21 protein-coding genes are annotated in these 23,921 nt (G+C 63.7%); 9 read left to right on the top strand and 12 right to left on the bottom strand.

What is annotated here, in order from left to right; genetic code table 11:
- Nucleotides 1-9: 9 nt before the first annotated feature.
- From ACEN2S_RS03570 to ACEN2S_RS03590, 5 genes are all read left to right on the top strand, one after another.
- Entirely contained in the window at nt 10-612 is a 603-nt protein-coding gene (locus ACEN2S_RS03570) for a hypothetical protein (RefSeq protein ID WP_441862455.1), read from the top strand.
- A gap of 13 nt (nt 613-625) precedes the next feature.
- Nucleotides 626-1,123 carry a lipopolysaccharide transport periplasmic protein LptA gene (lptA, locus tag ACEN2S_RS03575; RefSeq protein WP_441862457.1) on the top strand — a complete coding sequence of 166 codons (498 nt, stop codon included), beginning with the start codon at nt 626-628 and terminating at the stop codon, nt 1,121-1,123.
- A 35-nt stretch (nt 1,124-1,158) separates the two neighbouring features.
- Nucleotides 1,159-1,902 carry an LPS export ABC transporter ATP-binding protein gene (lptB, locus tag ACEN2S_RS03580; protein ID WP_441862913.1) on the top strand — a complete coding sequence of 248 codons (744 nt, stop codon included), beginning with the start codon at nt 1,159-1,161 and terminating at the stop codon, nt 1,900-1,902.
- Between the two features lie 300 nt (nt 1,903-2,202).
- On the top strand, nt 2,203-2,778 hold the full coding sequence (gene hpf, locus ACEN2S_RS03585; protein WP_441862459.1) for a ribosome hibernation-promoting factor, HPF/YfiA family: 576 nt from the start codon (nt 2,203-2,205) through the stop codon (nt 2,776-2,778).
- 33 nt (nt 2,779-2,811) lie between these two features.
- Complete coding sequence (locus ACEN2S_RS03590) at nt 2,812-3,276, top strand: PTS sugar transporter subunit IIA (protein WP_441862461.1); 465 nt, start codon at nt 2,812-2,814, stop codon at nt 3,274-3,276.
- Between the two features lie 78 nt (nt 3,277-3,354).
- Here ACEN2S_RS03590 and ACEN2S_RS03595 read toward each other — a convergent pair whose 3' ends face one another.
- The 9 genes from ACEN2S_RS03595 to cysQ all read right to left on the bottom strand — a co-directional run bounded on the left by ACEN2S_RS03595 (nt 3,355) and on the right by cysQ (nt 13,773).
- Nucleotides 3,355-4,758: a nodulation protein NodH gene (locus tag ACEN2S_RS03595; protein ID WP_441862463.1), complete on the bottom strand. Its 1,404-nt coding sequence runs from the start codon at nt 4,756-4,758 to the stop codon at nt 3,355-3,357.
- Between the two features lie 7 nt (nt 4,759-4,765).
- Complete coding sequence (locus ACEN2S_RS03600; protein ID WP_441862466.1) at nt 4,766-6,463, bottom strand: DUF5927 domain-containing protein; 1,698 nt, start codon at nt 6,461-6,463, stop codon at nt 4,766-4,768.
- 6 nt (nt 6,464-6,469) lie between these two features.
- Complete coding sequence (locus tag ACEN2S_RS03605; RefSeq protein ID WP_441862469.1) at nt 6,470-7,480, bottom strand: glycosyltransferase family 2 protein; 1,011 nt, start codon at nt 7,478-7,480, stop codon at nt 6,470-6,472.
- A gap of 48 nt (nt 7,481-7,528) precedes the next feature.
- Complete coding sequence (locus ACEN2S_RS03610; protein WP_441862472.1) at nt 7,529-8,770, bottom strand: glycosyltransferase; 1,242 nt, start codon at nt 8,768-8,770, stop codon at nt 7,529-7,531.
- A gap of 6 nt (nt 8,771-8,776) precedes the next feature.
- Nucleotides 8,777-9,763 (bottom strand): UDP-glucose 4-epimerase GalE, encoded by a 987-nt coding sequence (galE, locus tag ACEN2S_RS03615; protein ID WP_441862474.1) that lies wholly within the window; start codon nt 9,761-9,763, stop codon nt 8,777-8,779.
- A 6-nt stretch (nt 9,764-9,769) separates the two neighbouring features.
- Nucleotides 9,770-10,663 carry a UTP--glucose-1-phosphate uridylyltransferase GalU gene (gene galU, locus ACEN2S_RS03620; protein ID WP_441862477.1) on the bottom strand — a complete coding sequence of 298 codons (894 nt, stop codon included), beginning with the start codon at nt 10,661-10,663 and terminating at the stop codon, nt 9,770-9,772.
- A 157-nt stretch (nt 10,664-10,820) separates the two neighbouring features.
- Nucleotides 10,821-12,038, bottom strand: a complete 1,218-nt coding sequence (locus ACEN2S_RS03625) for a glycosyltransferase family 2 protein (protein ID WP_441862479.1) — start codon at nt 12,036-12,038, stop codon at nt 10,821-10,823.
- A 140-nt stretch (nt 12,039-12,178) separates the two neighbouring features.
- Complete coding sequence (locus tag ACEN2S_RS03630) at nt 12,179-12,979, bottom strand: 3-deoxy-manno-octulosonate cytidylyltransferase family protein (RefSeq protein ID WP_441862481.1); 801 nt, start codon at nt 12,977-12,979, stop codon at nt 12,179-12,181.
- A complete protein-coding gene (gene cysQ / locus ACEN2S_RS03635; protein ID WP_441862484.1) occupies nt 12,979-13,773 on the bottom strand; it encodes a 3'(2'),5'-bisphosphate nucleotidase CysQ in 795 nt (264 codons plus the stop codon). Before cysQ ends, ACEN2S_RS03630 begins: the two co-directional genes overlap by 1 nt.
- 148 nt (nt 13,774-13,921) lie before the next feature.
- On the opposite strand from cysQ, the gene ACEN2S_RS03640 reads away from it, so the two are divergent.
- Nucleotides 13,922-14,743: an ABC transporter permease gene (locus ACEN2S_RS03640; RefSeq protein WP_441862487.1), complete on the top strand. Its 822-nt coding sequence runs from the start codon at nt 13,922-13,924 to the stop codon at nt 14,741-14,743.
- Between the two features lie 13 nt (nt 14,744-14,756).
- Here the strand turns inward: ACEN2S_RS03640 and ACEN2S_RS03645 are convergent, their stop codons facing one another.
- Nucleotides 14,757-15,389, bottom strand: a complete 633-nt coding sequence (locus ACEN2S_RS03645) for an alpha-ketoglutarate-dependent dioxygenase AlkB family protein (RefSeq protein WP_441862490.1) — start codon at nt 15,387-15,389, stop codon at nt 14,757-14,759.
- A 450-nt stretch (nt 15,390-15,839) separates the two neighbouring features.
- On the opposite strand from ACEN2S_RS03645, the gene dnaK reads away from it, so the two are divergent.
- The 3 genes from dnaK to radC all read left to right on the top strand — a co-directional run bounded on the left by dnaK (nt 15,840) and on the right by radC (nt 20,003).
- Nucleotides 15,840-17,756, top strand: a complete 1,917-nt coding sequence (gene dnaK, locus ACEN2S_RS03650; protein WP_441862493.1) for a molecular chaperone DnaK — start codon at nt 15,840-15,842, stop codon at nt 17,754-17,756.
- A gap of 72 nt (nt 17,757-17,828) precedes the next feature.
- The gene (gene dnaJ / locus ACEN2S_RS03655) at nt 17,829-18,998 is read left to right on the top strand and encodes a molecular chaperone DnaJ (protein WP_441862495.1); all 1,170 of its coding nucleotides are present in this window, start codon (nt 17,829-17,831) and stop codon (nt 18,996-18,998) included.
- Nucleotides 18,999-19,232: 234 nt separating this feature from the next.
- Nucleotides 19,233-20,003, top strand: coding sequence for a RadC family protein (radC, locus tag ACEN2S_RS03660; protein ID WP_441862498.1), 771 nt, complete (start codon nt 19,233-19,235; stop codon nt 20,001-20,003).
- A 9-nt stretch (nt 20,004-20,012) separates the two neighbouring features.
- Here the strand turns inward: radC and ACEN2S_RS03665 are convergent, their stop codons facing one another.
- Nucleotides 20,013-20,960, bottom strand: a complete 948-nt coding sequence (locus tag ACEN2S_RS03665) for a hypothetical protein (RefSeq protein ID WP_441862500.1) — start codon at nt 20,958-20,960, stop codon at nt 20,013-20,015.
- 193 nt (nt 20,961-21,153) lie between these two features.
- Complete coding sequence (secA, locus tag ACEN2S_RS03670) at nt 21,154-23,883, bottom strand: preprotein translocase subunit SecA (protein ID WP_441862503.1); 2,730 nt, start codon at nt 23,881-23,883, stop codon at nt 21,154-21,156.
- Between the last annotated feature and the right edge of the window lie 38 nt (nt 23,884-23,921).

Here is a 23,921-nt window from a genome sequence, read left to right on the forward strand (position 1 = left end):
GGGGGCGCGGTGCACAGCAGTTTTGATAACGCCCATTCGCGGCTGGTGGCCTGGCTCAAGGTATTGCTGCCCTTGACCGCGCTTGGCCTGCTCTCAACGCTGTTCCTGCTGTCGAACCGTATTGATCCGGATGCGGCGATTCCCTTTGCCGAGGTCGATGTGCAGCAAATGGCGCGGGAGCCGCGGCTGACCAAGCCCGAGTTTTCCGCGATGACCAAGGATGGTGCCGCGATCAGCCTGCGCGCGGCGGAGGCCCGCCCCGATACCGGCGGCGCGGCAGGGGCCAGTGCGGTCAATCTCGTGGGGCGGCTGGACATGCCCGACGGCAGCCGGGCCGATCTGTCGGCCAATCAGGCGCAGATCAATCCCGAAACCGGGAAGATCGAATTGTCGGCCGGAGTGGCCGTGACCACCTCGCAGGGCTATGTGCTGGCCACGGATCATCTTCAGGCCGACACCAATGAAACCCGCCTGATCGCCCCCGGTGCCGTCGCCGGTGTGGCCCCGATGGGCAAATTGAACGCAGGCGCGATGGAACTCACGACCACCGGCCCCGATCACACGCAGCTTCTGGTTTTCAAAGACGGCGTCAAACTGATATATCGACCGTAGAATTGAGGTTTACATGCGCCGTTTTCTTACCCTGTCCCTGTTGTGTCTGGCGCTTGCGCCGCTTGCTGCCGGGGCGCAGCAGATCGCCTTTGGCGGCATGCGGGCCGATGCCAAGGCGCCGGTCGAGGTCAACGCCGATCAACTGACCGTCAGCCAGGCCGATGGCAGCGCGGTGTTTACCGGTGATGTGGTGATCGTGCAGGGCGAGATGAAAATCTCGGCGGCGACGGTCAAGGTGATCTATGCGCCCGAGGCTGACGGCGGGCAGAAAAAGATCGACCGGCTGGAGGCCTCGGGCGGGGTCACGCTGGTCAATGCCACCGATGCCGCCGAGGCGCAGGAGGCGGTCTACAGCGTCGACAGCGGCGAAGTGGTGATGACCGGCAATGTTTTGCTGACGCAGGGCGGCAACACGCTGACCGGGCAGAAACTGGTGGTGGATCTGAACACCGGCACCGGACAGATGGTGGGCCGGGTGCGCACCACCTTGCAACCGGCGGGCGGCAACTGATGGAGATGACGACCGTTCCCGAAGCATCCACGGCCATGGTGGAGGCGCCGGACACCGGCGGCCTGCGCATCATCGGCCTGCGCAAAAGCTACAAGCGGCGTCTGGTGATCCGTGACGTGTCGATGACGCTGGCGCGCGGCGAGGTGGTGGCGCTGTTGGGGCCGAACGGCTCGGGCAAGACCACCTGCTTTTACAACATTGCCGGGCTGATCACCCCCGATGCCGGGCAGGTTCTGATCGACGGGCGCGATGTGACCGCGCTGCCAATGTACCGGCGCGCGCGGCTGGGGATCGGCTATCTGCCGCAGGAAGCCTCGATCTTCCGCGGCTTGTCGGTCGAGGACAATATCCTCGCCGTGCTCGAGATCACCGTCTCCGATCCGCACAAGCGGCGCGAGCGGCTGGAGGAGCTTCTGGGCGATTTCTCGATCCAGCATCTGCGGCAAGCACCGGCGCTGGCGCTGTCGGGCGGCGAACGCCGACGGGTGGAAATTGCCCGCTGTCTGGCCGCCGATCCGAAATATCTGTTGCTCGATGAACCCTTCGCCGGGGTCGATCCGATCGCCGTGGGCGAGATTCGCGGGCTGGTGCATCAGCTGAAGTCGCGGGGAATCGGGGTGCTGATCACCGATCACAATGTGCGTGAAACCCTCGAGATCGTCGACCGTGCCTATATTCTGCACGACGGCCATGTGCTGATGTCGGGGACCACCGCCGAAGTTATCGCAGATGACAATGTGCGCCGCGTCTATCTGGGCGATACCTTCCGCAGCAGCTAAGCCTCTGAAATTCTCAATGAGCGAAAATCGGCCCCGGGCTGCGGTTGCCGCCGCCGGGGCCTTGAACCGCTCTGCGCTCATGCACAGGTGAAAAGGAAGACGTTGACATTCAACGTCTCTCTGACGCCAAATAAGACAAATGCATGACCATTGCCCCCTTGACCTGCCGCGCCCGCCGGACCGCTTCCGAGACGGAAAAATATTGGCAGTGCGGACCTTTGGGGGCCCATCCCGCGTTAACCGGACTGAAACCCGGCACATGTGCTGCTGGGCGAAGTCCATCTACCTGAAGGAGGAACCATGCGGTACCAGATCAGTGGCAAACAGATCGATGTCGGCGATGCGCTGCAAAGCCATGTGAAGACCGAGCTGGGCGGAACGCTTGAGAAATATGCCGGTCGCCCGACGGATGCGATGGTGATTTTTTCGCGTTCGGCGCATGAATACCTCTGTGAAGCGACGGTGCATCTTTCGACCGGATTGACCGCCGCGGCCAAGGGCCATGCCACCGAAGTCTATGCGGCCTTTGAATCCTGCCGGGAGAAAATGGACAAGCAGCTGCGCCGCTACAAGCGTCGGCTGAAGGATCACCACCGCGAACGTCCCGAACCGGTTGAATTCGGCTCTGAGCCCATGTATGTGCTCGCCGCGGATGACAGCACTGAAGCGCTCGAACCCGATAGCCTGCAGCCGATCATCGTCGCCGAGATGGAGACGAAGGTGCAGACGCTCTCGGTCGGCGAAGCCGTGATGCAGATGGAGCTGTCCGGGGTGCCGATGCTGGTATTCCGCAATGAGAAACATGGGGGCGTAAACGTCGTGCATCGCCGTGATGATGGCAATGTCGGCTGGATCGACCCGCGCAACATCAAGTAAGTGCCCGGCATGGGCGCGGAAACGTAAGGCCGAATGCAACTTTCGAATCTGCTCCAACCGGATGCCGTCAAGGTCATGGCGACCGTGACCTCCAAGAAACGTCTCTTTCAGGATCTTGGGGAAATCGCGCATTCAGCCTACGGGCTGGATGCGACCCAGACGGTGGATGCGCTGCAAGAGCGCGAAAGCCTGGGGCCCACGGGCGTCGGGCATGGCGTGGCTCTGCCGCATGCGCGGCTGCACGGGCTGGACCGTGTGGTGGGCGTTTTCCTGCGTCTGGAACGGCCGCTGGATTTTGACGCGGTCGACCGGCTGCCGGTGGATCTGGTCTTTGCGCTGTTCGCGCCGAAGGATTCCGGGGTTGAGCATTTGAAAGCGCTGGCGCTGGTGTCGCGCACGATGCGCAACGCCGAAACCTGCGTGAAGCTGCGCGCCAACACCGATCCCGCCGCGCTGCATGCGATGCTGACCGAGGCGCATGGCGTGCAGGCCGCCTGACACTGCCGCGCAGGATGGAAATTAAAAAGGCCGGTCCCCGAGGGGCCGGCCTTTTGCATGGCGGCAGCGGCTCTGACCTCAGGGGCGCCAATCCTCAAAGCCGAACAGCATGAAATCGCGGGCATAGGCGTCGCGGGCGGCGGCCTGCATCTCCTCGGTGACCATCTGCGCCAAGGGGACGGCGGCGGTGTCGGGGTCAAGCGCGGGCAGGCTGGGGGCCTCTATCCCGATGGTGCGCGTCAGATAGGCCAGATCCTCGGTCAGACGGTCTTCACGGATGATCAGATCGGGTAAGGCGAACTGCGCAAAACCCTGCAACAGCGCGGTTTGGCTGGCCCAGACCGGCTCGACCTTCAGGCTGGTCTGATCAGCCAGATTGGCCTTGAGAAAGCGCAGAAAGGCCAATAGCAGGGCGGCATAATCGGCGAGATCTTTCGGCGCAGGTTTGCCCTCGGGCGGCAAGGGCAGCTTGTACCGGTCGCGCAGCACGGCGCGCAGATCGGCCTGCCAGTCGCGCTCCAGAAGCAGCGCCAGCGCGTGATGCGCCCGCATCAGGGGGTGCCGCAGCACGGTAAAGCTGCGGTGGCCGGGATGCGTCTTTTTCCACTGGCGCAGGGTCTTTTGCGAAAACCCCTCCTCCAGCCCACCAAAGCCCGCCAGCCAGTCGCGCAGACCCGCGTCGGCACCGGGTTTCATCGGCATATAGAGAAGCCCCGCCGCGCGCGCCGCGACAAAGCCGGGCACATTCGGACCCCGGCGCGGTTCAAAATTCGGGGTGCGCGACAGGTTGAAACGATCAAGCCGCGCCAGCGAGCGTTCCATCGCCGCAGGATCCGCTACTTTGCGGTCGAGCGCTTCGGGGTTCTGCGGCACGAGGCCCTCGGGCAGCGCATCGATCCGGCCCTCGGCCCCCAGCCATTCGGCCAAACCGTTCAGCACCGCCAGATCGCGGGCATCCTCATAATCGATGTAAAAGCCGGTTTGGCCGGTGCTTTGCATCCCATGCATCAGCACCTTTTGAAAGCTTTGCAGCTGGTCCAGATGCGCTTCGAACTCGGCGGCGTCAAACTCGGCCAGCGCCTCCTTGCGGTGGCGGGCATCGCCCAGCTTCCACTGGCCAGTGGCGCGGGCGATTTTCAGGCTGACATAACTTTCCACCGGATTGCGGGTCAGGATGATCTTGGCGCAGCGCTTGTCGTTCAGGAGCTTCTGCAGGATCCGCGGATCATGGTCGTGGAAATAGCGAAAGCCGTTCAGCCCCGGCGCCTTGCGGATCCGCGCGAGCAGGGCCATCGGATCGGCATCCCGCTCGGCCATCGTCATCCCGAGGAGTTCGCTGCGCTTGGGATAGCCGATCAGCGCCGGATTGAACGCCTCGCCGTGGCAGGTGACCCCGGTCAGGGCGTTGACGCTGGCCTCGAGCAGGTTCGATCCGGTGCGCATTTCGGCAAAAATGACAAAGCTGTCAAAGGGTCGGGCCATTCAGGTCTCACTTCACCAGATAGGGGCGACCGCGACGGGTCGTGCTCGGGCGCGGATCGTCTCCGGTTGGGAAATCGCCCATCAAACGGGGCTGCATGCCCTGATTCTTCAAATTCTGCAGGAACTGACCGAACCCGGAGAGGTCCATCATCTTGGGCGCTTCGGTCAGACGGCGGGTGGCGCGCGGGCTGATTTCGTCGATGATGGTCTGCAGGGGCTCCATCGGATTGTCGATGAAATCCGCCATCGTCCAGATCCGCACCCGCGCCTTCACATACATCGAGCGCAGGATCACCAGCTGATCGACCTCGATTTTCTGCAGCCGCGCCGCTTCGCGCCGGATGGTGGCGAAATTCTCATTCGCGCGGAACAGGGGCACCGCCCAGGCGCCGGTGATCACCGAGATCTGCGCATTCGGATCGGTGGCCATCAGCCAGTTGATTTTCTGCGTGTCGCGCGGCCCGTACATGAAACACTGCCGCTCGCCCCGGCTGTTCCAGATCACATTGGTCAGAAAAGCCCGGGGATTGTAGTCCCTTAGCACCGGGTTCGAGATCAACCCGCCGTTGAACACCTGCTCGCCGCCGGTGAACTCCGCGCCCTCCGGGCCGAACAGATGCCCATGCACCCGCGCGCCCACCGCCTTCGACAGCCAGCCCTCAAAATTCTCAAAAAGGTCGGAGAACCCCTGAAACACCGAATAGGGTGCCGAGGTCTTGCCGTTCTCGCGGTCCTTTTGCGGAAAGCGGCTTTGCATGTAGAGGCCGGGCCGTCCCTTGGTACGCCGCTCGACGGCCTTGGAAAACAGCCGGTCGATCTTGGCCGGGTTGGGTTCGGCGCGCGGCTCCTCGGAGGGGCTGGGCCGCAGGAAGGTTTGATAGAGCCGGTCCGCGCGCGGCCAGATCTTGCGCGCCACAAAGCAATCCGACCGCCGCAGGAGTTGCAGGTGGTCATCGTAGAAAATATGCGGCTTTCCCTGAAAATCGAATTTCGACAGCGTCAGCGACCGGCTTTCGATATTGGTGGCATAGAGCCGGACGAGCGTCTGGAAATAGCTCTCATCCGGGATCCAGACCTTTTGGAAATAGCGGTCATAGGTGGGCCGGTCGGGGTCGGTCAGGATCGCGCTCAGCGTTTGCCGCGTCAGGCACCACCACTGGCTGCCCAGATGCGGCACGAGGCCTTCCGGGATGCGGCGGCGAAAGCCCACGCGACGTTGCAGCGCGGTATAGCGGTCAAACAGGCGGCGCTGGGTTTTCCAGCTGAAGGGAAAGCGCAGGGTGAACCGCTCGGTGTCGAGGCCGCCGACCGTCCAGCCGACATCGGCGGTGGTGACGCTTTCGATGAAATCGGTCCAGGGGCGGGCGTCGAGATAGTCGACGAGTTCCGCGACGGGCCGCAGCGACAGGCACGAGCCGGAGGCGAGATAGACATGCCGCACCTCGGCATGGCGGGCCAGCATCTGCTCGGCCGCGGCCTGACTGGCCGCCACCAGCGACCAGGTGCCCCAGCCGCAGCGGAAACGCGGTGAAAAGCTGATCGTGTCGAGATCGGCCACCGCCCGGGTCAGCCGCGCGTAATCGGGGGCCGAGACCTGGCTGTCGACATGGATCACCACCGGCGCACCGGACTCGGCCCAGTGCCGCGCCACCTGCGCAGCCCGGTCCAAAGCCGTATGACACATCATGATGAACCCGACCGACATCCGCTCCTAAGCCCAGTTCCCTTTCGACATCAGCCCGAGAATCTCAAGCTGACGCCAGTTGATGTAACGCTCCGACCACTTGCACCAGAGGTCGGGATCCGTCGTCAGTGCCGCGCTGTAGGCGATATATTCGCGCGATCCGGCAAAATGCTCCTGCCGGTCCAGTTCCTCGCTGACCTTCTCGGTCAAAGGCGACAGGAATTTGGCGTGCAGCAGGCAGCCAGAGGGCTTTTCACCGCCCCATTCGTCATAGACCTGATTGAGGCCGCGCGGCAGCAGCATATGGGTTGAGCTCAGGTAGACATGGCTGCGGTCCCATTTCACCAGCGGGATCTTGTTCAGCGACGGCGCCTCCTCCGGGGTGTCGGCAAAGAATTTGCGGGCGCGCGGGCCGCCCTGCACCCAGAGGTTCTGATAGAGGCTGTTCTTGGTGATCGTGTAATTGCCGCTGTCGAACCAACAGGCAATCTCGAACGGGTTCTGCCCCTCGCGGTAGGGCTGCGCGTCGATCCGGCCTTTGGGGTACATGTCCAGAAGCATCGCCGGAAAGGCGCGGATCTCATAGGTGTCCAGCCAATCGGTCAGCGCCCGGATCGGGCGGGTGTCGCTGAACGGATAGACGAAGAACTCATCGGGATCGACGGTCAGGCACCAATGGCCATGGCCATGGCGCAGCAAGAGCCAGTTCATCCAATCCATGCCAAAGCGGGATTTCTTGTAGCTGGCATGGGCGGTCCAGAGCGAAACATCGCTCTGCTCGGCCAGATATTCACGGCTGCCATCATCCGAGCCGTTTTCGACGATCAGGAAGTGGTTCACCCCCAGATCGCGGTAATAGCGCAGGAAATAGGGCAGGCGGATGCGTTCATTGCGCAGGGTGGCAAAGACCAGAATGTCGTTGCGGCGGATCTGGGACAGGCGCAGCGCAGCCGGTTTCAGCTCGCGCCTCTTGCGGAAGGCGCGAACCAAGAGGCGCTTGCGTTTGAGACGCAGGCGATATCTTTCCCAGATGCTCACTCTGTCCCTATCTCCGCGGACCCGGCACTGTTGCCCGGGACAGGTTTCTCACGTCTGATTTAAGACAAGATTGAAATGCTCTGTCCACGTTGGAATAACAATGCGCGGCCTGTTCCCGCTCTCCTCATCGTTCTTGGCGTCCGGGCCGGTTGTTTCCGGCCTGCTCATGCTGATTATTGTTTCCAACCAAGAATATATATCTTCGGGCTCAAGGTAAACGGGATAGTCGCCCAACAGCTCCAGCGTGGCGGGCAGCGGGCAGGCGATGACGGGGCAATCAACGGCGGCGGCCTCCAGCATCGGCAGGCCATATCCCTCGGCATGTGACGGCATCAACAGGCCGCGCGCGCGCGCGAGCAATGCGGCAACGGCCGCGTCGCTGATGCCCGCCCGTTCATGCACGCTGAGCGGGCAGGCATCCAGCCGGGCAAAAACCGCGTCGTTGTTCCAGCCCCGCCGCCCCAGAATGAGGAGGTCGGGACGCTCTGTCTCTGGCAGACGGCGGGCCAGCTCTTCCCAGACATCCAGCAGCAAGGCGTGATTCTTGCGCGGTTCAATGGTGCCCAGAACCACGAAATAGGGCCGCGACGGGCAGATGGTGTGCGGATCGGGCTGCGGTGGCGTGATCCCCAGATGGGCAATGACCAGCCTGGGCAGCGGGCTGTGCAGCACCTCTGCATGGCGGCTGACATCTGCCGCCGTCGCCTCCGAGTTGCACAGGATCACATCGGCGTAAATCAGGACGTTCTGAAACCGGTGATCGAACCGCCGTGCCTCATCCGCCCGGCAATATTGCGGGTAATCCAACGGGATCGTGTCGTGGATCATCACCCGTATTTCGAGGTCCGGCACGCCGGCCAGTTGCGCCAGATGCCGTTGGGACAGGTTGCTGTGACCGACGTTGAAATAGGTACCACCCGCCGGCATCCAACGGGCAAGGGTGGCCCGCAGCCCCGAATGGCTGCAGCGCGACAGCGCCTGCGCGCGCAGGCCCGCCTCGGCCCGTGCGCGGGGCGTGTCGCGGCGGCGCAGCCGGTCAATCCATCCGGCTTTCGCGGGCAGGGCGGTCTCTTCGGACAGCCAGGACAAGAGCAGCGTCCCGGCTTCTTTCGGCAGCAGCAGATAGCCGTAGCTGGTTCGGCACAACAGCAGGAGCGGATCCAAGCGCCCGGACAGTTCGGCCAGATAGGCCGCCTCCACCCGATCAACGCCGGTCATCGGGCCAAGACCGAGCCGCGAGACAAGACGTGTGATGTCCAGCAGGCGCGTCGGGCCCGTCAGCGGCGGCATGTGGCCTCAGCCCTCATAATGGCCTGTTTGGTGCCAGCGCCAGGCATCGGCAATCATCTGCGGCATGGTCGAGCGCTCGGGCTTCCAGCCAAGCTCGGCCAGCGCCCGGGCCGAGCCTGAGACCAGCTGCACCGCATCGCCCGCGCGGCGGTCGCCGATGACGATGGGCACTTCGCGGTTGGTGACGGCGCGGGAAGAATCAATGACCTCGCGCACCGAAAAGCCGTTGCCGGTGCCCAGGCAGAAGACGCGGCTGCCTTTGCCCGCCTCCAGCCATTGCAGCCCCAGCACATGCGCATCGACCAGATCCATCACATGCACATAGTCGCGGATGCAGGTGCCGTCCGGTGTCGGGTAATCGGTGCCAAACACCGTCAGCGCCGGGCGTTTGCCCTCGATCGCATCCAGCATCAGCGGGATGAGATGCGTCTCGGGCTGATGGAATTCGCCCACCTCCGCCTCCGGATCGGCTCCCGCCACGTTGAAATAGCGGAAGATCACCGAGCGCAGACCATAGGCCGCGCCGAAATCCTTCAGCATATCCTCAATCGCGCGTTTGCTGGCGCCATAAGAGTTCAGCGGCGTCTGTGGCGTTTCTTCGTTCAGGAGCACCCCGTCATGGTCACCATAGGTGGCGCAGGTCGAGGAGAAGACGAAATCCATGCAGCCCGCCGCCACCGCCGCTTCGATCAGCGTCAGCGAGGCGGTGACATTGCCGCGCCAGTATTTTCCCGGCTCTTTCATCGCTTCGCCCACCTGGCTGAGGGCGGCGAAATGCATCACCGCGACCGGCTGCCATTTGGCAAAAACCGCGTCCAGACGGGCGCGGTCCAGCAGGTCACCCTTTTCAAAGGGGCCAAACTTGACTGCATCCTGCCAGCCGGTGATCAACGAATCGAAGGTGACGGGCACATAGCCCGCCGCCTTCAGGGCCTTGCAGGCGTGCGAGCCGATATAGCCCGCCCCCCCGGTGACCAGAACATGCTTTGCCACCGGCGCTTACTCGGCTGCGTTCTGCAACATGGTGATGTCTGCGATGAACTGGGCAAACTCATCCCGCAGATCCGGACGCGCCAGACCGAAGGAGACGGTCGCCTGCAGGAAACCTGCCTTGGTGCCGCAATCAAAACGCTGGCCGCGGAAGCGGAAGCCGAACACGTCACGCCCTTCGCGGATCTCTTGCGCGATGGCATCGGTCAGCTGAATCTCGCCGCCCGCACCCGGGGCCTGATTGTGCAGGTTTTCCATGATTTGCGGCGTCAGGATGTAGCGGCCGATAACCGCCAGGTTCGACGGCGCGTCCTCTTTCTTCGGCTTTTCCACCATGCCACGGGCGCGCACGATCGAGCCCATGTCTTCGGAAACATCCAGAACACCGTAGGACGAGGTCTTCTCCATCGGCACTTCCATCGCCGCCACCATGCAGCCGCCGGTTTCCTGATAGGCCTCGACCATTTGCTGCAGACAGGACTTTTCAGCCGCAATCACGTCATCGGTCAGGATCACCGCGAACGGCTCGTTGGCGATCAGGCGGCGGGCGCACCAGACGGCGTGGCCCAGCCCAAGCGCCTTGTGCTGGCGCAGATAGGCGATGGCGCCCGACGCCATATTGGTGGCCTCAAGGATCTTCAGCAGCTCGGTCTTGCCGGATTTTTCCAGCGAACTCTGCAACTCGTGCGAATGGTCGAAGTAATCTTCCAGCGCCCCTTTGCCGCGGGAGGTCACGAAGATGAATTCTTCGATACCGGCATCGCGGGCTTCATCAATGGCGTATTGGATCAGGGGGCGGTCGACCAGCGTCAGAATCTCTTTCGGGATCGACTTGGTGGCGGGCAGGAAGCGCGTTCCCAGACCTGCCACGGGAAAAATAGCCTTCGTTACCTTACGTTGCATATCACACCTATGGGTATCGGCCCGGGGAGGGCACAGTATTGACGGGCATATTAGACCCTTTGCGGTTCTCTATCGCAAGAACGCCAAATTGTCATTGGTAGGAAAGTCGAAAAAGGAGGCAACGATGGGCTTCGTTCCCCGTGATTGTGCTTGAACATCATGAAATGGGGCGGTTCTGCCGTAAATTTAGGACTTCAACGGCGATTCTTTGGGCGAAAGTGAACGCGCGGGATCGGCGTGTTTGTGCCGAGCGCCCCCAGATTCCCCCTGAAAGCATCCAGAAACCCTCGGGCAGAAAGCGCTGCTGCAACCGGCGGCGCGACCGCGACAGGATTATCAGGGTCACGATCTGCCCCTGCGCTGCGGCGGATGCGGCCCTGGCCCGCAAGGCTTTTTCCTGCGCGGGACGCCCGGTCAGCACCAGACCCCGTCCTGCCACCGCAGGATAAGGCATGAAGGGCGCGGGATTTCCGGATGTTGCCGTGGCTGTCGCGGCGGTGCCGGGGGGCGGTGCAGGGGGCGGCGCGGCGTTCAAACCTGCGGCGAGTGTCCGCATCAGCGGCGCGACCTCGCGCGGTTCCAGTGCTCCGGTCACCATATGGCGAATCAGGCGGTTGAACTGCGCCTGCCACAGCCGCTTCCGGGCGCCGGCGCGGTCTGCATCGGGGGTATGTTTGGCCCAGAAATGCGCTGAGGACGCGCCGATGTCATGCAGCGTCCGGGGCACTTTGTCGGCGCGACGCTGGCGGCTCTCGGCAAAGCCATGATGCACCTGCGCCGCGGGGACAATGGCGGTCAGCGCACCCGGGACGGCCGCCAGCCGCAGGTTCACATCGGTTTCATCGAGATAGAACGCATAGCCCGGATCAAACCCGCCGATCGCCGCCAGCGCGTCGGCGCGAAAGGCGCAATTGGTCCCCTCGGTGCGGATCGCTCCATCCGGCGGGGCAGGCAGCAGATGGGCGGTGTCGCCTCTCGGCAGAGGGGGCAGCGCGAGATCAAAGCTCTCGCCACAGCGGTTGCACCAGCGCGCGCGCCACTGGAACCGCAGCCCGTCACGCCCGCGCACATATCCGCCCGATGACATCACGGCGGGGTGCTGAAAGGGGGCCAGCAGGCGCGACAGCCAGGTCGGCTCGGGCACCGCATCATCGTCGATAAAGGCGACCAAAGGTGCGGCGGCCGCGGCCAGCCCGAGGTTGCGGGCCTGCGAGATGTTCGCAACGTCGAAGGGAATCACCTTGCAGGGAAAGCGCGCGGCGACATCGGCGCCCGCCGGGCAGGCGACCACCACGACTTCAAAGTCGGGGTGGTCGAGCTGCCGCAACGCAGTCAGGCAGCGGGCGAGTGCGGCAGGCCGGTGCCGCGAGACCACGATGACACTGGCCCGTGACTGTGCCAGAAACTGTGCCTCTGACTGTGCCCCTGACTGTGCCCCTGACTGGACCGAAGACTGGGCCCGTGGCAGAGCCGGTTCACCCGGCCCGGACGAGAGTGGCGCCGGGGCGCCCCCGGTCATTCCAGCCCCATCTCGGCCATCATCCCTTCGATCCGGGCGACGTCATTGGGGTTGTTCAGCTCCCAAAACTGCCTGTCGCGCGACTCCACCTCAACGCAGAGCACCGCGCGGCCGTTTTCGAGGAAGCGCAGCTGTTCCAGCCCCTCGAGCTTTTCCAGCGGCCCCATGGTCCAGGTCGGATAGGCCAGCAGGGTTTCGGGCCGGTAGGCATAAACGCCAACATGGTGGAACACCGGGGTCGGCGCTTCGGCGGCATAGGGGGCGGCGGTGAAGGGGATCACCTCCTTGGAGAAATAAAGCCCCCGGTTGCCCGCGCCAAACACCGCCGTGGTGCCGCCCACGCGGCCCGCCATCCGGTCGGCCCGCAGCGAGGCGAGCATGGCCCCTTCGCAGCGCAGCACCGGAGTGGCCAGCTCGGCCCCGGCATCGGCGCGCAGACCCGCCACCAGCTCTTCGATGAACCAGGCGGGCGTCAGCGGCGCATCGCCCTGCAGGTTGACCACGATGTCATAGGTTTCGCCCAGCCGGGTATAGGCATCGGCGCAACGCTCGGTGCCGTTCTGGCAATCCTCCGAGGTCATCACGACCTCGGCGCCAAAACCGAGCGCCTCGGCCTCAATGCGCGAATCATCGGTGGCCACCACCACCCGCGCGGCACCTGAAACCGCCATCGCCGCCTCCCAACTGCGCTGGATGAGGGTTTTGGAGACGCCTGTGGCGCCCGTCAGCGCGACCAGCGGTTTGCCCGGGTAGCGGGAGGAGGCGTAGCGGGCGGGAATGACGATCAGAACTGACATTATTTGGCCAACAGCACGCCCGGAGCATAGGCGATAAAGAACGGATTGGCGAAGCCGGGCTTGCCATAGACGAAGGGCGCGTGATCCTCGAACTGGACCATTTCCCCGCCGGCACCGCGCAGAACGGCATCGCCCGCCGCGGTGTCCCATTCCATCGTGCGGCCCAGGCGGGGATAAAGATCCGCCTCGCCGGTGGCCACCAGACAGAACTTCAGGCTCGAGCCTGCCGAGGTCATGTCGGCCACGGCATATTGGCCGATATAGGCATCGGTGGCCGCATCACGGTGCGATTTCGACGCCACGACCATCAGCCCGCGATTGTCGGGGCGCGAGACGGTGATCGGGGTCAGCTCACCCGGCATCTCTTTGTCAAAGCTGCCTTTTTCTTCAACCGAGCGGCCATCGGCCAGCGTGTAGAACAGCCGGTTCTTGGCGGGGGCATAGACGATCCCGCGCAACGGCACGCCGTTTTCGACATAGGCGATGTTGACGGTGAAATCGCCGCGGCGCTGCACGAATTCCTTGGTGCCGTCGAGCGGATCGACGATCAGGAAGCTGGCGGCGGTCAGGTCATGCGTCGCCGATTGCTCTTCGGTGATCAGCACTTCGTCGGGAAAGGCGGCGCGGAGCCCGGCCGAAATCAACGCATCGGCGGCCTCATCCGCGGCGGTCACCGGGCTGTCATCGGATTTCGAGCGCACCTCAAAATCGGGGGCGTTGTAAATTTCCATAATGCGGTCGCCCGCTTCCAGCGCCAACTTGCGCATGATGGGGACAAGACGGTCAAAATCCATGTTTCTCACTCCTGGCAATACGGGGAGCGCCAATTGAAATCGGCCCTTTTCTCTCTTATGATGCCCCGTCAAGGGAACAGCAAGTTTTCCGGGCGAGAATCGCCACCTTGCGTCGTCCGTCGCGCATGAGTCAGAGGATTTCGTCCAGATGTTCACCGCTGCCCGCAGTAACTCGACCCTCGGCTCCGGGTTTGCTGTTCTTGAGCTGATTTATCACTCCACGGTCCGCTCGATCCGCAAAAGCCATGGCAATGCGATCATGGGGCTGATGATGAACATGATGCAGACCGTGGTTCTGCTCGCGGGCTTTTATGTCATGTATGACATTCTGGGCATGCGGCGAAATTCGATCCGCGGTGATTTTGTCATCTATATCATGACCGGCATCTTCATCTTCATGACCCACACCAAGGCGTTGGGCGCGGTGGCGGGGGCCGAGGGGCCGACCTCGGCGATGATGAAACACTCGCCGATGAACACCGCCATCTCCATCGCGTCGGCGGCACTGGGCGCGCTCTATATCCAGGTGCTCTCCATCTCGCTGGTGCTGTTCGTTTATGATGTGACCTGGGCACCGGTTGAAATTCAGAACTGGCCCGGCGTCTTCGGCATGCTGATCCTCGCCTGGTTTACCGGGGTGGCGGTGGGCACGGTGATTGTGGCGGCAAAGCCCTGGTCGCCCAGCGTGGTCGGGGTCTTGCAGGCTGTCTACAGCCGCGCCAACATGATCGCCTCGGGCAAGATGTTTGTCGCCAATGCCCTGAGCGCCAAGATGCTGCACATCTTTGACTGGAACCCCCTGTTCCACATCATCGATCAGGCGCGCGGCTTTGCCTTCATCAATTACAACCCGCATTACTCCAACATCCTCTACCCGTTCCTCGTCGGGCTGACGATTTTGATGATCGGGCTGATGGGCGAATTCTACACCCGGCAACATGCTTCGCTGTCCTGGGGGGCAAAGCGCTGATCCGGCCTGTGGTCTAATCCACCACGCGCAATGTGAGGTTGATCCGCCCGCCCTGCGCCAGAAGGGTCGAGGTGCCGGGGGCAATACGGTCGACCCCGTGATAGCAGAGCCGCGCCGTCTCGCCCATGACGAGCACATCGCCCGACCGCAGCCAGAGACTTTGCGTGCTGCCCCCGCGTGTGGCGTTGCCGATGCGGAACAGCGCATCATCCCCGAGCGAGACCGAAACGACGGGCTGGGTGAAATCCGCCTCGTCGCGGTCCTGATGCAGGCCCATCCGTGCCTCGGCCCCATAAAAGTTGATCAGGCAACAGCCCGGCTCGCGCGGGGATCCCGACAGGGCGCGCCAGATGTTCAGGATGCTCTCGGGGATGGCGGGCCAGGGCTGCCCGTTCGGATGCGTCGGCCCGTAACGATAGCCGGTGCGGTCGGCGATCCAGCCGAAACGCCCCGCCGAGGTCATCCGCACCGACATCGGCTTGCCGGACGGGGTGACGGGCGAAAACAGCGGCGCGGCAGCCACCAGCCCCCGCAGGGTGACCACCAGCGCCTGCTGCGCTGCAGGATCCAGATATCCTTCGTAAAAGCGGGCACCGCGCAGGGTGGTGGTGGGGGGCGGTGGCGTCAGGGGCGGGGTCTCAGTCATCGCGGCTCATCCGGGTTTTCATCGGGTGGATCGCGCGGCACATCGTGCGGCGACCCTGCCCGAAATGTTGCAAGCGCATCTGCGGTCTGCCAGCGGGATCAGCCCGCAGATGGGCGCGGCCTTCTCCCCAGAGCGGGGCGGAGACCTATCCTACGCCGCGACCGGCCGCAGGGGCCACCCCCGGCGTTGGATTTCCGGAATGCGGCAGCGGGGGCGGCTTGGGGCCGATCCGGGGCGGCAGAAGCACAGTTTCGCCGAATGCGACGCATTCCTTGGGTTCAGGGCGCTTGCAGGGACAAATTCCGGTCCCTATATACCGCCAGAAGCCGGTGCGGACCTCCGGAAACCCGGACCCCGTGCAGGAACATGACAACCGAAACCCTGGGATAGGGGGACGGGGGCCTGATGGGACCCGCACCCCGCCATATCGCCGTAAGAAGAGGTATTAACATGGCCAAAGTGATCGGGATCGACCTCGGGACCACCAACAGCTGCGTCGCCATCATGGACGGCGCGCAACCCCGCGTGATCGAGAACTCCGAAGGGGCGCGCACGACCCCCTCCATCGTCGCATTCACCGACAATGAGCGTCTGGTCGGCCAGCCCGCCAAACGTCAGGCGGTGACCAACCCGACCAACACGATCTTCGCCGTCAAGCGTCTGATCGGCCGTCGCGTGACCGATAAAGAAGTCGAAAAAGACCGCAAGCTGGTGCCCTATGCCATCGTTGATGGCGGCAATGGCGATGCCTGGGTCGATGTGAAGGGCGACAAATTCTCGCCCGCGCAGGTTTCGGCTGTGATCCTGCAAAAGATGAAAGAGACCGCCGAGTCCTATCTGGGTGAAACCGTCACCCAGGCGGTGATCACGGTTCCGGCCTATTTCAACGACGCGCAACGTCAGGCGACGAAAGACGCGGGCAAGATCGCGGGCCTCGAAGTGCTGCGCATCATCAACGAGCCGACCGCAGCGGCGCTGGCTTACGGCCTCGACAAGAAAGAAACCAAAACCATCGCGGTCTATGACCTTGGTGGCGGTACTTTCGACATCACCATCCTCGAGATCGACGATGGCCTCTTTGAAGTGAAATCGACCAACGGGGACACGTTCCTCGGCGGCGAAGACTTCGACATGCGCATCGTGAACTACCTCGCGGATGAGTTCAAAAAAGAGCATGGCGTCGATCTGACCAAAGACAAAATGGCCCTGCAGCGCCTGAAAGAAGCCGCTGAGAAAGCCAAGATCGAACTGTCGTCCAGCCAGCAGACCGAGATCAACCAGCCGTTCATCTCGATGAACGCCTCCTCGGGCACGCCGCTGCACATGGTGATGAAGCTGACCCGCGCCAAGCTGGAAAGCCTGGTCAACGATCTGATCAAAGCCTCGATGAAGCCCTGTGCGGCCGCGCTGAAAGATGCGGGCCTGTCGAAAGGCGACATCGACGAGGTGGTTCTGGTCGGCGGGATGACCCGGATGCCGAAAGTGGTGGAAGAAGTCACCGCTTTCTTCGGCAAAGAGCCGCATAAGGGTGTGAACCCGGATGAAGTTGTGGCGCTGGGCGCGGCCATTCAGGCGGGCGTGCTGCAAGGCGACGTGAAAGACGTGGTTCTCTTGGACGTGACCCCGCTCTCGCTGGGCATCGAGACCTTGGGCGGCGTGTTCACCCGTCTGATCGACCGCAACACCACGATCCCGACCAAGAAGTCTCAGGTCTTCTCGACCGCCGAGGACAATCAGAACGCGGTGACCATCCGTGTGTTCCAGGGCGAGCGGGAAATGGCGGCCGACAACAAGATGCTCGGCATGTTCAACCTGGAAGACATCCCGCCCGCCCCGCGCGGCATGCCGCAGATCGAAGTGACCTTCGACATCGACGCCAACGGCATCGTGTCGGTGGGCGCCAAGGACAAAGGCACCGGCAAGACGCAGAACATCACCATCCAGGCTTCGGGTGGTCTGTCGGATGAGGACATCGAAAAGATGGTCCGCGATGCCGAAGCCAATGCCGATGGCGACAAGAAGCGCAAAGAGCTGGTGGAAGCCCGCAACCAGGGCGAAAGCCTGCTGCACTCGACCAAGAAATCCTTGGAAGAGCATGGCGACAAGGTGGACAGCTCGACCGTGGAAGCGATCGAATTCGCGATGAACCCGCTGGAAGAAGCGCTGAAAGGCGACGACGCCGGCAAGATCAAGAGCGGCATCAACAACCTGCAAGAAGCCGCGATGAAGCTGGGCGAAGCGATCTACAAGGCACAGGCCGCGTCCGAAGCTGGCGATTCCGATGCCGATGAAGATCGTGCACGCGATGTCGATGACGATATCGTCGATGCCGACTTCGAGGATCTGGGCGACAACAAGCGCAAGTAAGCGCGTGCAAACGGCAGGGGCCGGTCCGGGAGGTAACCGGGCCGGCTCCGGCGTTTGTCAAAGGGGTGCGGTATGGCAAAACGTGATTTCTACGATGTCCTGGGCGTGGCCCGGGGCGCCTCGGCAGACGAGATCAAGAAAGGCTATCGCGCCAAAGCGAAAGAGCTTCATCCCGACCGCAATCAGGACAATCCGGAGGCAGAGGCCCAGTTCAAGGAAGCGAACGAGGCCTATGACGTTCTGAAGGATCCTGAGAAAAAGGCCGCCTATGACCGCTATGGTCATGCGGCGTTTGAAGGCGGTATGGGGGCCAGCGCAGGCGGGGCCCGTGGCGGTTATGGCGCGGCGGGGCAGGGCGATTTCGCTTCGGCATTCTCCGATGTCTTTGAAGATCTGTTTGGCGATTTCATGGGCGGCCGGGGCCCCGGCGGCGCTGGTGGCGGCCGCAGCCGGGCGCAACGCGGCTCGGATCTGCGCTACAATCTGCGGGTGACGCTGGAGGAGGCCTTTGCGGGAATCCAGAAAACCATCGTCGTGCCGGGCTCGGCGGCCTGTACCGCCTGCAACGGCTCGGGTGCCGAGGGCGGCGCAGAGCCGACCACCTGCCCGACCTGTTCGGGCATGGGCAAGGTGCGGGCGCAAAGCGGCTTTTTCACCGTTGAGCGGACCTGTCCGACCTGTAACGGCGCCGGTCAGGTGGTCAAGAACCCCTGCCGCTCCTGTGCTGGCGCGGGCCGGATCGAAAAGGACCGTTCGCTCTCGGTCAACATCCCGGCCGGGGTGGAGACGGGCACGCGGATCCGTCTGGCGGGCGAAGGCGAAGCCGGGATGCGGGGCGGGCCTGCGGGCGACCTCTACATCTTCATCGAGGTCAAGGACCACGCGATCTTCCAGCGCGATGGCGTGACCCTGTTCTGCCGGGTGCCGGTCAGCATGGCCGCGGCCGCGCTGGGCGGCGAGGTGGAAGTGCCGACGATCGACGGTGGCCGCAGCCGGGTGAAAATCCCGACGGGCAGCCAGTCGGGCCGTCAGATGCGGCTGCGGGGCAAGGGCATGCCCGCGCTGCGCGGTGGCGGCGGTGGCGATATGGTGATCGAACTGGCGGTGGAAACCCCGGTGAACCTGACCACCCGTCAAAAGGAACTCCTGCGCGAGTTCGAGAAGATCGAGGCGGACAACAACCCCGAAGGCTCGAGCTTTTTCAAGAAGGTCAAGACCTTCTGGGATGGCATGAAGCCCTGATCCCTTGGGATTGCTAAGCAGTTGGAGGGCGCCTTTGCTGGCGCCCTTTTTCATGCCGCATTTCGTGCAGCGGGGCGGGGCGGGCACAGGGCCCCGTTGCAGGGCGCAGTCGCCGGACGTTGGCGCCGGGCGCCCTGACACCGGGCCGCAAAGCAGGCAGGATGAAGGGCGAGTCCCCGTCACCCCTGGCGTGTTAACCATTCGTTAACCATGCGGGCGCAGTCTGGGGCGATCATGGCACCCAACCGCACCTTTTCCGAAGGCCCGCTGCCGCTGTTCGATCTGGATAGCGACGAAGCCGAGGTTGTGCCGCTCGACCGGTCCCGCGATCTGCCCTCTTACATCAAGGACCACCGCAAGCGCCTGCGCGAGCGGTTCATGCAGGGCGGTGCGGCGGCGATGCCGGACTATGAGCTGCTGGAGCTTGTGCTCTTCCGCTCGATCCCGCGTCAGGACGTCAAGCCGCTGGCGCGCAAGCTCTTGGAGACCTTTGGCGATTTCAACCGCGTGCTCTCGGCCCCCGCGACGCGGCTGGCCGAGGTGCCGGGCGTGGGAGAGGCGGTGGTGCAGGATCTGAAAATCCTGGAGGCGGCGGCACATCGTCTGGCGCGGGCCAAGGTTCTTTATCGGCCGGTGATGTCCGGTTGGGACGCGCTTCTGGACTATTGCCGCACCGCGATGGCACACCGCGAAACCGAAACCTTCCGCGTGCTCTTTCTGGATCGGAAGAATGTGCTGATCGCGGATGAAGAGCAGGCGCGGGGCACGGTGGACCATGTCCCGGTCTATCCGCGCGAGGTGGTCAAGCGTGCGCTGGAGCTGAACGCCAGCGCGATCATCCTCGTCCACAACCATCCCTCGGGCGACCCCACCCCGTCAGAGGCGGATGTCAGCATGACCGCGCAGATCCAGACGGCGGCAGAGGTGATGGGCATCACCCTGCACGACCATCTGATCATCGGCAAAAGCCATGAGCTGAGCTTTCGCGGCGCGGGCTTTCTGTAGCGCAGCAGGTCAGTTCGCCGGAGTATCGGCCAGAGCCATCGACAGCTTTGCACTTGTCAGATCGGGCAGGGGCAGCAGCACGGCCTCGCCCACCGCCGCGCAATCGGGCAGGGCAATCTCGATCGGCATCGCCTCCACGGCACCGCCCCGCTGCATGCGCAGGCTGGAGAGCGCGAGGTCGCTGTTGCAGGCCTCCTCGGTCACCGGCACCTCCAGCGTGAAGCTGACATCGGTGGTGGCGGCGGGTCCGCTGTAGAGCTGCACCATCGGATAGTCGGGGCCCAGATCCTCGCCCAGAAGCATCAACTTGCCCTGCAGCTGCGGCGCCCCGCCAAAAGCGGTGGTGGCCTCGGCTGCGTTGAAGATGAAGGTGCCTGGGCCGCTGATGGCGACGCGGTTGACGGCGTCCAGTCCGGGCACGGTGACGCCCGCGCTGATCTGGCTGCCGTCGGGAAGGTCGGCGGAGACGCTGGCCGGGCTGGCCAGCGCCGGCAGCAGCATCTGCGCCCGGCCCGCCGCATCGGTGCGCAGGGCGAGATCCATCCCGGCATGGTGGAGCAGCACCGGCATCTGGCCCATGCAGGGGGCGTCCAGCGTCAGCTGCATCATCGCGTCGGCGGCAGCTTGCAACAGCAAGACCGGCGCGGCGCAGAGGCGGCCATATTCGTCGAAATGTCGCTCGGCATCCGAGGGCGCATGCACGATGCCGCTGTCGGCCACCGGCAGGCGCAGGGAGAGGGCGGGCAGGCGGGCGGCCTCGCCAAGGCTGGGGGTCTGCTTGCCCGCGGTCGGCGTGATGTTCACCACCGCGCTCATATCGGCATCACGCCAATTGGCTGGGTTCGCGGCGGGCGGCTGCGGGGCAGCACGCGGCCCGATGCTTTGCACCAGCTGACCGCTGGCCAGGGCCAACACCAGGGTGGCGCCCATCATCGCGAATCTCTGTGGCTGTTGCATCGTGCTCTCCGGACTGCTTCGGATCCGAGCATCGCGGGCAATCGGGGCAAAGCTGGGGCAGAGCTGTGGCGCTTTCCCGTTAACGACGTTTGGGCGGCCGGTGCGGGGGCCTGAATGCGACAGGGGCCGCCTTGCGGCAGCCCCTGCGGATGGTGTCGGCAATGGCCGGGCGCGGTTAAGAGCCCGCCTGCGCTCAGACCAGACGGCCGTGGCAATTCTTGAAACGCTCGCCCGAGCCGCAGGGGCAGGGATCGTTGCGCGACGGATTGCCCCAGCTGGCCGGGTCCGCCGGGTCAAACCCGGGGCGCGCTGCCGCCGAAACGGCGGGCGTGCTTTGCTCGGCTGCCTGTGCGGTGACCTGTGCGGCGGCTTCTGCCTCGGCCAGGGCCTCCTGCGCTTCCTGCGGCATCATCTGACGCAGCATGCGCTGTTGCTCTTCCGGCGAAAGGGGCCGGATCTGCGCCAGACGCTGGGTCACATCACCGCGCAGACCATCGAGCAGGGTTTCAAACAGCTGGAAGCTCTCGGTTTTGTATTCCGACAGCGGATCGCGTTGCGCATAACCCCGGAAACCCACGACCGAGCGCAGATGCTCCAGCGTCACCAGATGCTCGCGCCATTTGGCGTCGATGGTTTGCAGCAGCACCTGTTTCTCGATGGATTGCATGGTCTCGGGGCCAAACACGGCGGCCTTTTCGTCCATATAGGCGTCGGACGCCTCTTCCAGCTTCTGGCGCATGTCGTCCTGATCGACGCCTTCGGCAGCAGCCCATTCCACCAGCGGCAGATCCATGTTCAGCTTTTCGCGCACGGCCAACACAAGGCCCTCGCTGTCCCACTGATCGGCATAGGATTTCGGCGGCAGATATTGATCCACCAGATCGTCGATCACCTGATGGCGCATGTCGCGGGCGACATCGCTCAGATCGGTGCTTTCCATGATCTCGCGGCGCTGGCTGAAGATCGCCTTGCGCTGGTCGTTCATCACATCGTCGAACTTCAGGAGCTGTTTGCGGATGTCAAAGTTGCGGCCTTCAACCTTGGCCTGCGCCCGCTCCAGCGATTTGTTCACCCAAGGGTGCACAATCGCCTCGCCCTCTTTCATCCCGAGCGAGGAGAGCACCTTGTCCAGACGGTCGGAGCCGAAGATCCGCATCAGGTCATCCTCAAGGCTGAGGAAGAAGAGCGAGCGGCCGGGGTCGCCCTGACGGCCCGAGCGGCCGCGCAGCTGGTTGTCGATCCGGCGCGATTCGTGACGCTCGGTGGCCAGCACGAAGAGGCCACCGGCCTCCAGCACCTTGGCTTTTTCCTCGGCATGCTCGGCTTCGATGCGCGCGCGGAGTTCGTCCGGATGCACCTCAGGGTTGGCGGCCAGGGCCTCCATCACCTTCATCTCGACATTGCCGCCCAGCTGAATGTCGGTGCCGCGGCCCGCCATGTTGGTGGCGATGGTCACCGCCCCCAGCTTGCCCGCATCGGCGACGATCTGCGCCTCTTGCTCGTGCTGACGCGCGTTCAGCACGTTATGGGCGATGCCCTCGGCCTTCAGCATCTCCGACAGCATCTCGGATTTCTCGATCGAGGTGGTGCCGACCAGGGTCGGCTGGCCCGTCTCGGCAGCCTTCTTGATCGCCTTGATCACCGCCTCGTACTTCTCGCGGGCGGTGCGGTAGACGCGGTCATGCTCGTCTTTCCGCTGCACCGGGCGGTTGGTGGGCACTTCCACCACGCCAAGCTTGTAGATCTCGAGGAATTCCTCGGCCTCGGTCGAGGCGGTCCCGGTCATCCCCGAGAGCGTCTCATAGAGGCGGAAGTAGTTCTGGAAGGTGACGGAGGCGAGGGTCACGTTCTCCGGCTGAACGGTGACGTTTTCCTTGGCCTCGATGGCCTGATGCAGCCCGTCCGACAGGCGGCGGCCCTTCATCATCCGGCCCGAGAATTCGTCGATCAGGATCACTTCATCGTCGCGCACGATGTAATGCTGATCGCGCTGGAACAGGACATGCGCGCGCAAAGCCTGCGTCACATGGTGGACGATGGTGGTGGATTCCGGGTCATAAAGCGTCTGCCCCTCGGGCAACACGCCCTCGGCGGTCAGGCGCTGTTCGAGATATTCGTTGCCCTCTTCGGTGAAGGTGGCGCTGCGGGCCTTTTCGTCCAGCGTGTAATGCTCGGGCGTCAGCTCGGGGATAAAGGCATCCAGACGGCGGTAGAGGTCGCTGCGGTCCTGGCTCGGCCCCGAAATGATCAGGGGCGTGCGCGCCTCATCAATCAGGATGCTGTCCACCTCATCGACGACGGCAAAGAAATGCCCGCGCTGCGACATTTCCTCGATCGAGGATTTCATGTTGTCGCGCAGATAGTCAAAGCCCAGCTCGTTGTTCGTCGCATAGGTGATGTCGGCGCGGTAGGCGGCGCGCTTTTCCTCGTCCGACTGATAGGGATAGACGACGCCGGTGGTCAGCCCGAGGGCGCCATAGACCTTGCTCATCCATTCCGCATCCCGCTTGGCGAGATAGTCGTTGACGGTGACGATATGCACGCCCTTGCCCGCCAGCGCGTTCAGATAGGCCGGGAAGGTGGCGACGAGCGTCTTGCCCTCGCCGGTCTTCATCTCGGCGATATTGCCCTGATGCAGGAAGATGCCGCCCATCAGCTGGGTGTCAAAGGCGCGCAGACCCAGCGCGCGGCGGGCCCCCTCGCGGCAATTGGCAAAGGCTTCGGGCAAAAGCGCGTCCAGGCTCTCGCCCGCCGCGATCCGTTCCTTGAATGCCGCCGTGCGGGCCTTCAGATCATCGTCGGAGAGCTTTTGATACTCAGGCTCCAGCGCGTTGATCTTGGCCACCAAAGGGCGGATCGATTTTACTTTGCGGTCATTGGGCGTGCCAAAGACCTTTTTCGCGACTGTTCCGAGGCCCAGCATGTTTTCTCCGCGGGTTCGACTGACCAAATCGTGTGAAG

The organism is Phaeovulum sp. W22_SRMD_FR3, from assembly GCF_052113705.1.
In the GTDB taxonomy this organism is placed as follows: domain Bacteria; phylum Pseudomonadota; class Alphaproteobacteria; order Rhodobacterales; family Rhodobacteraceae; genus JBGQOG01.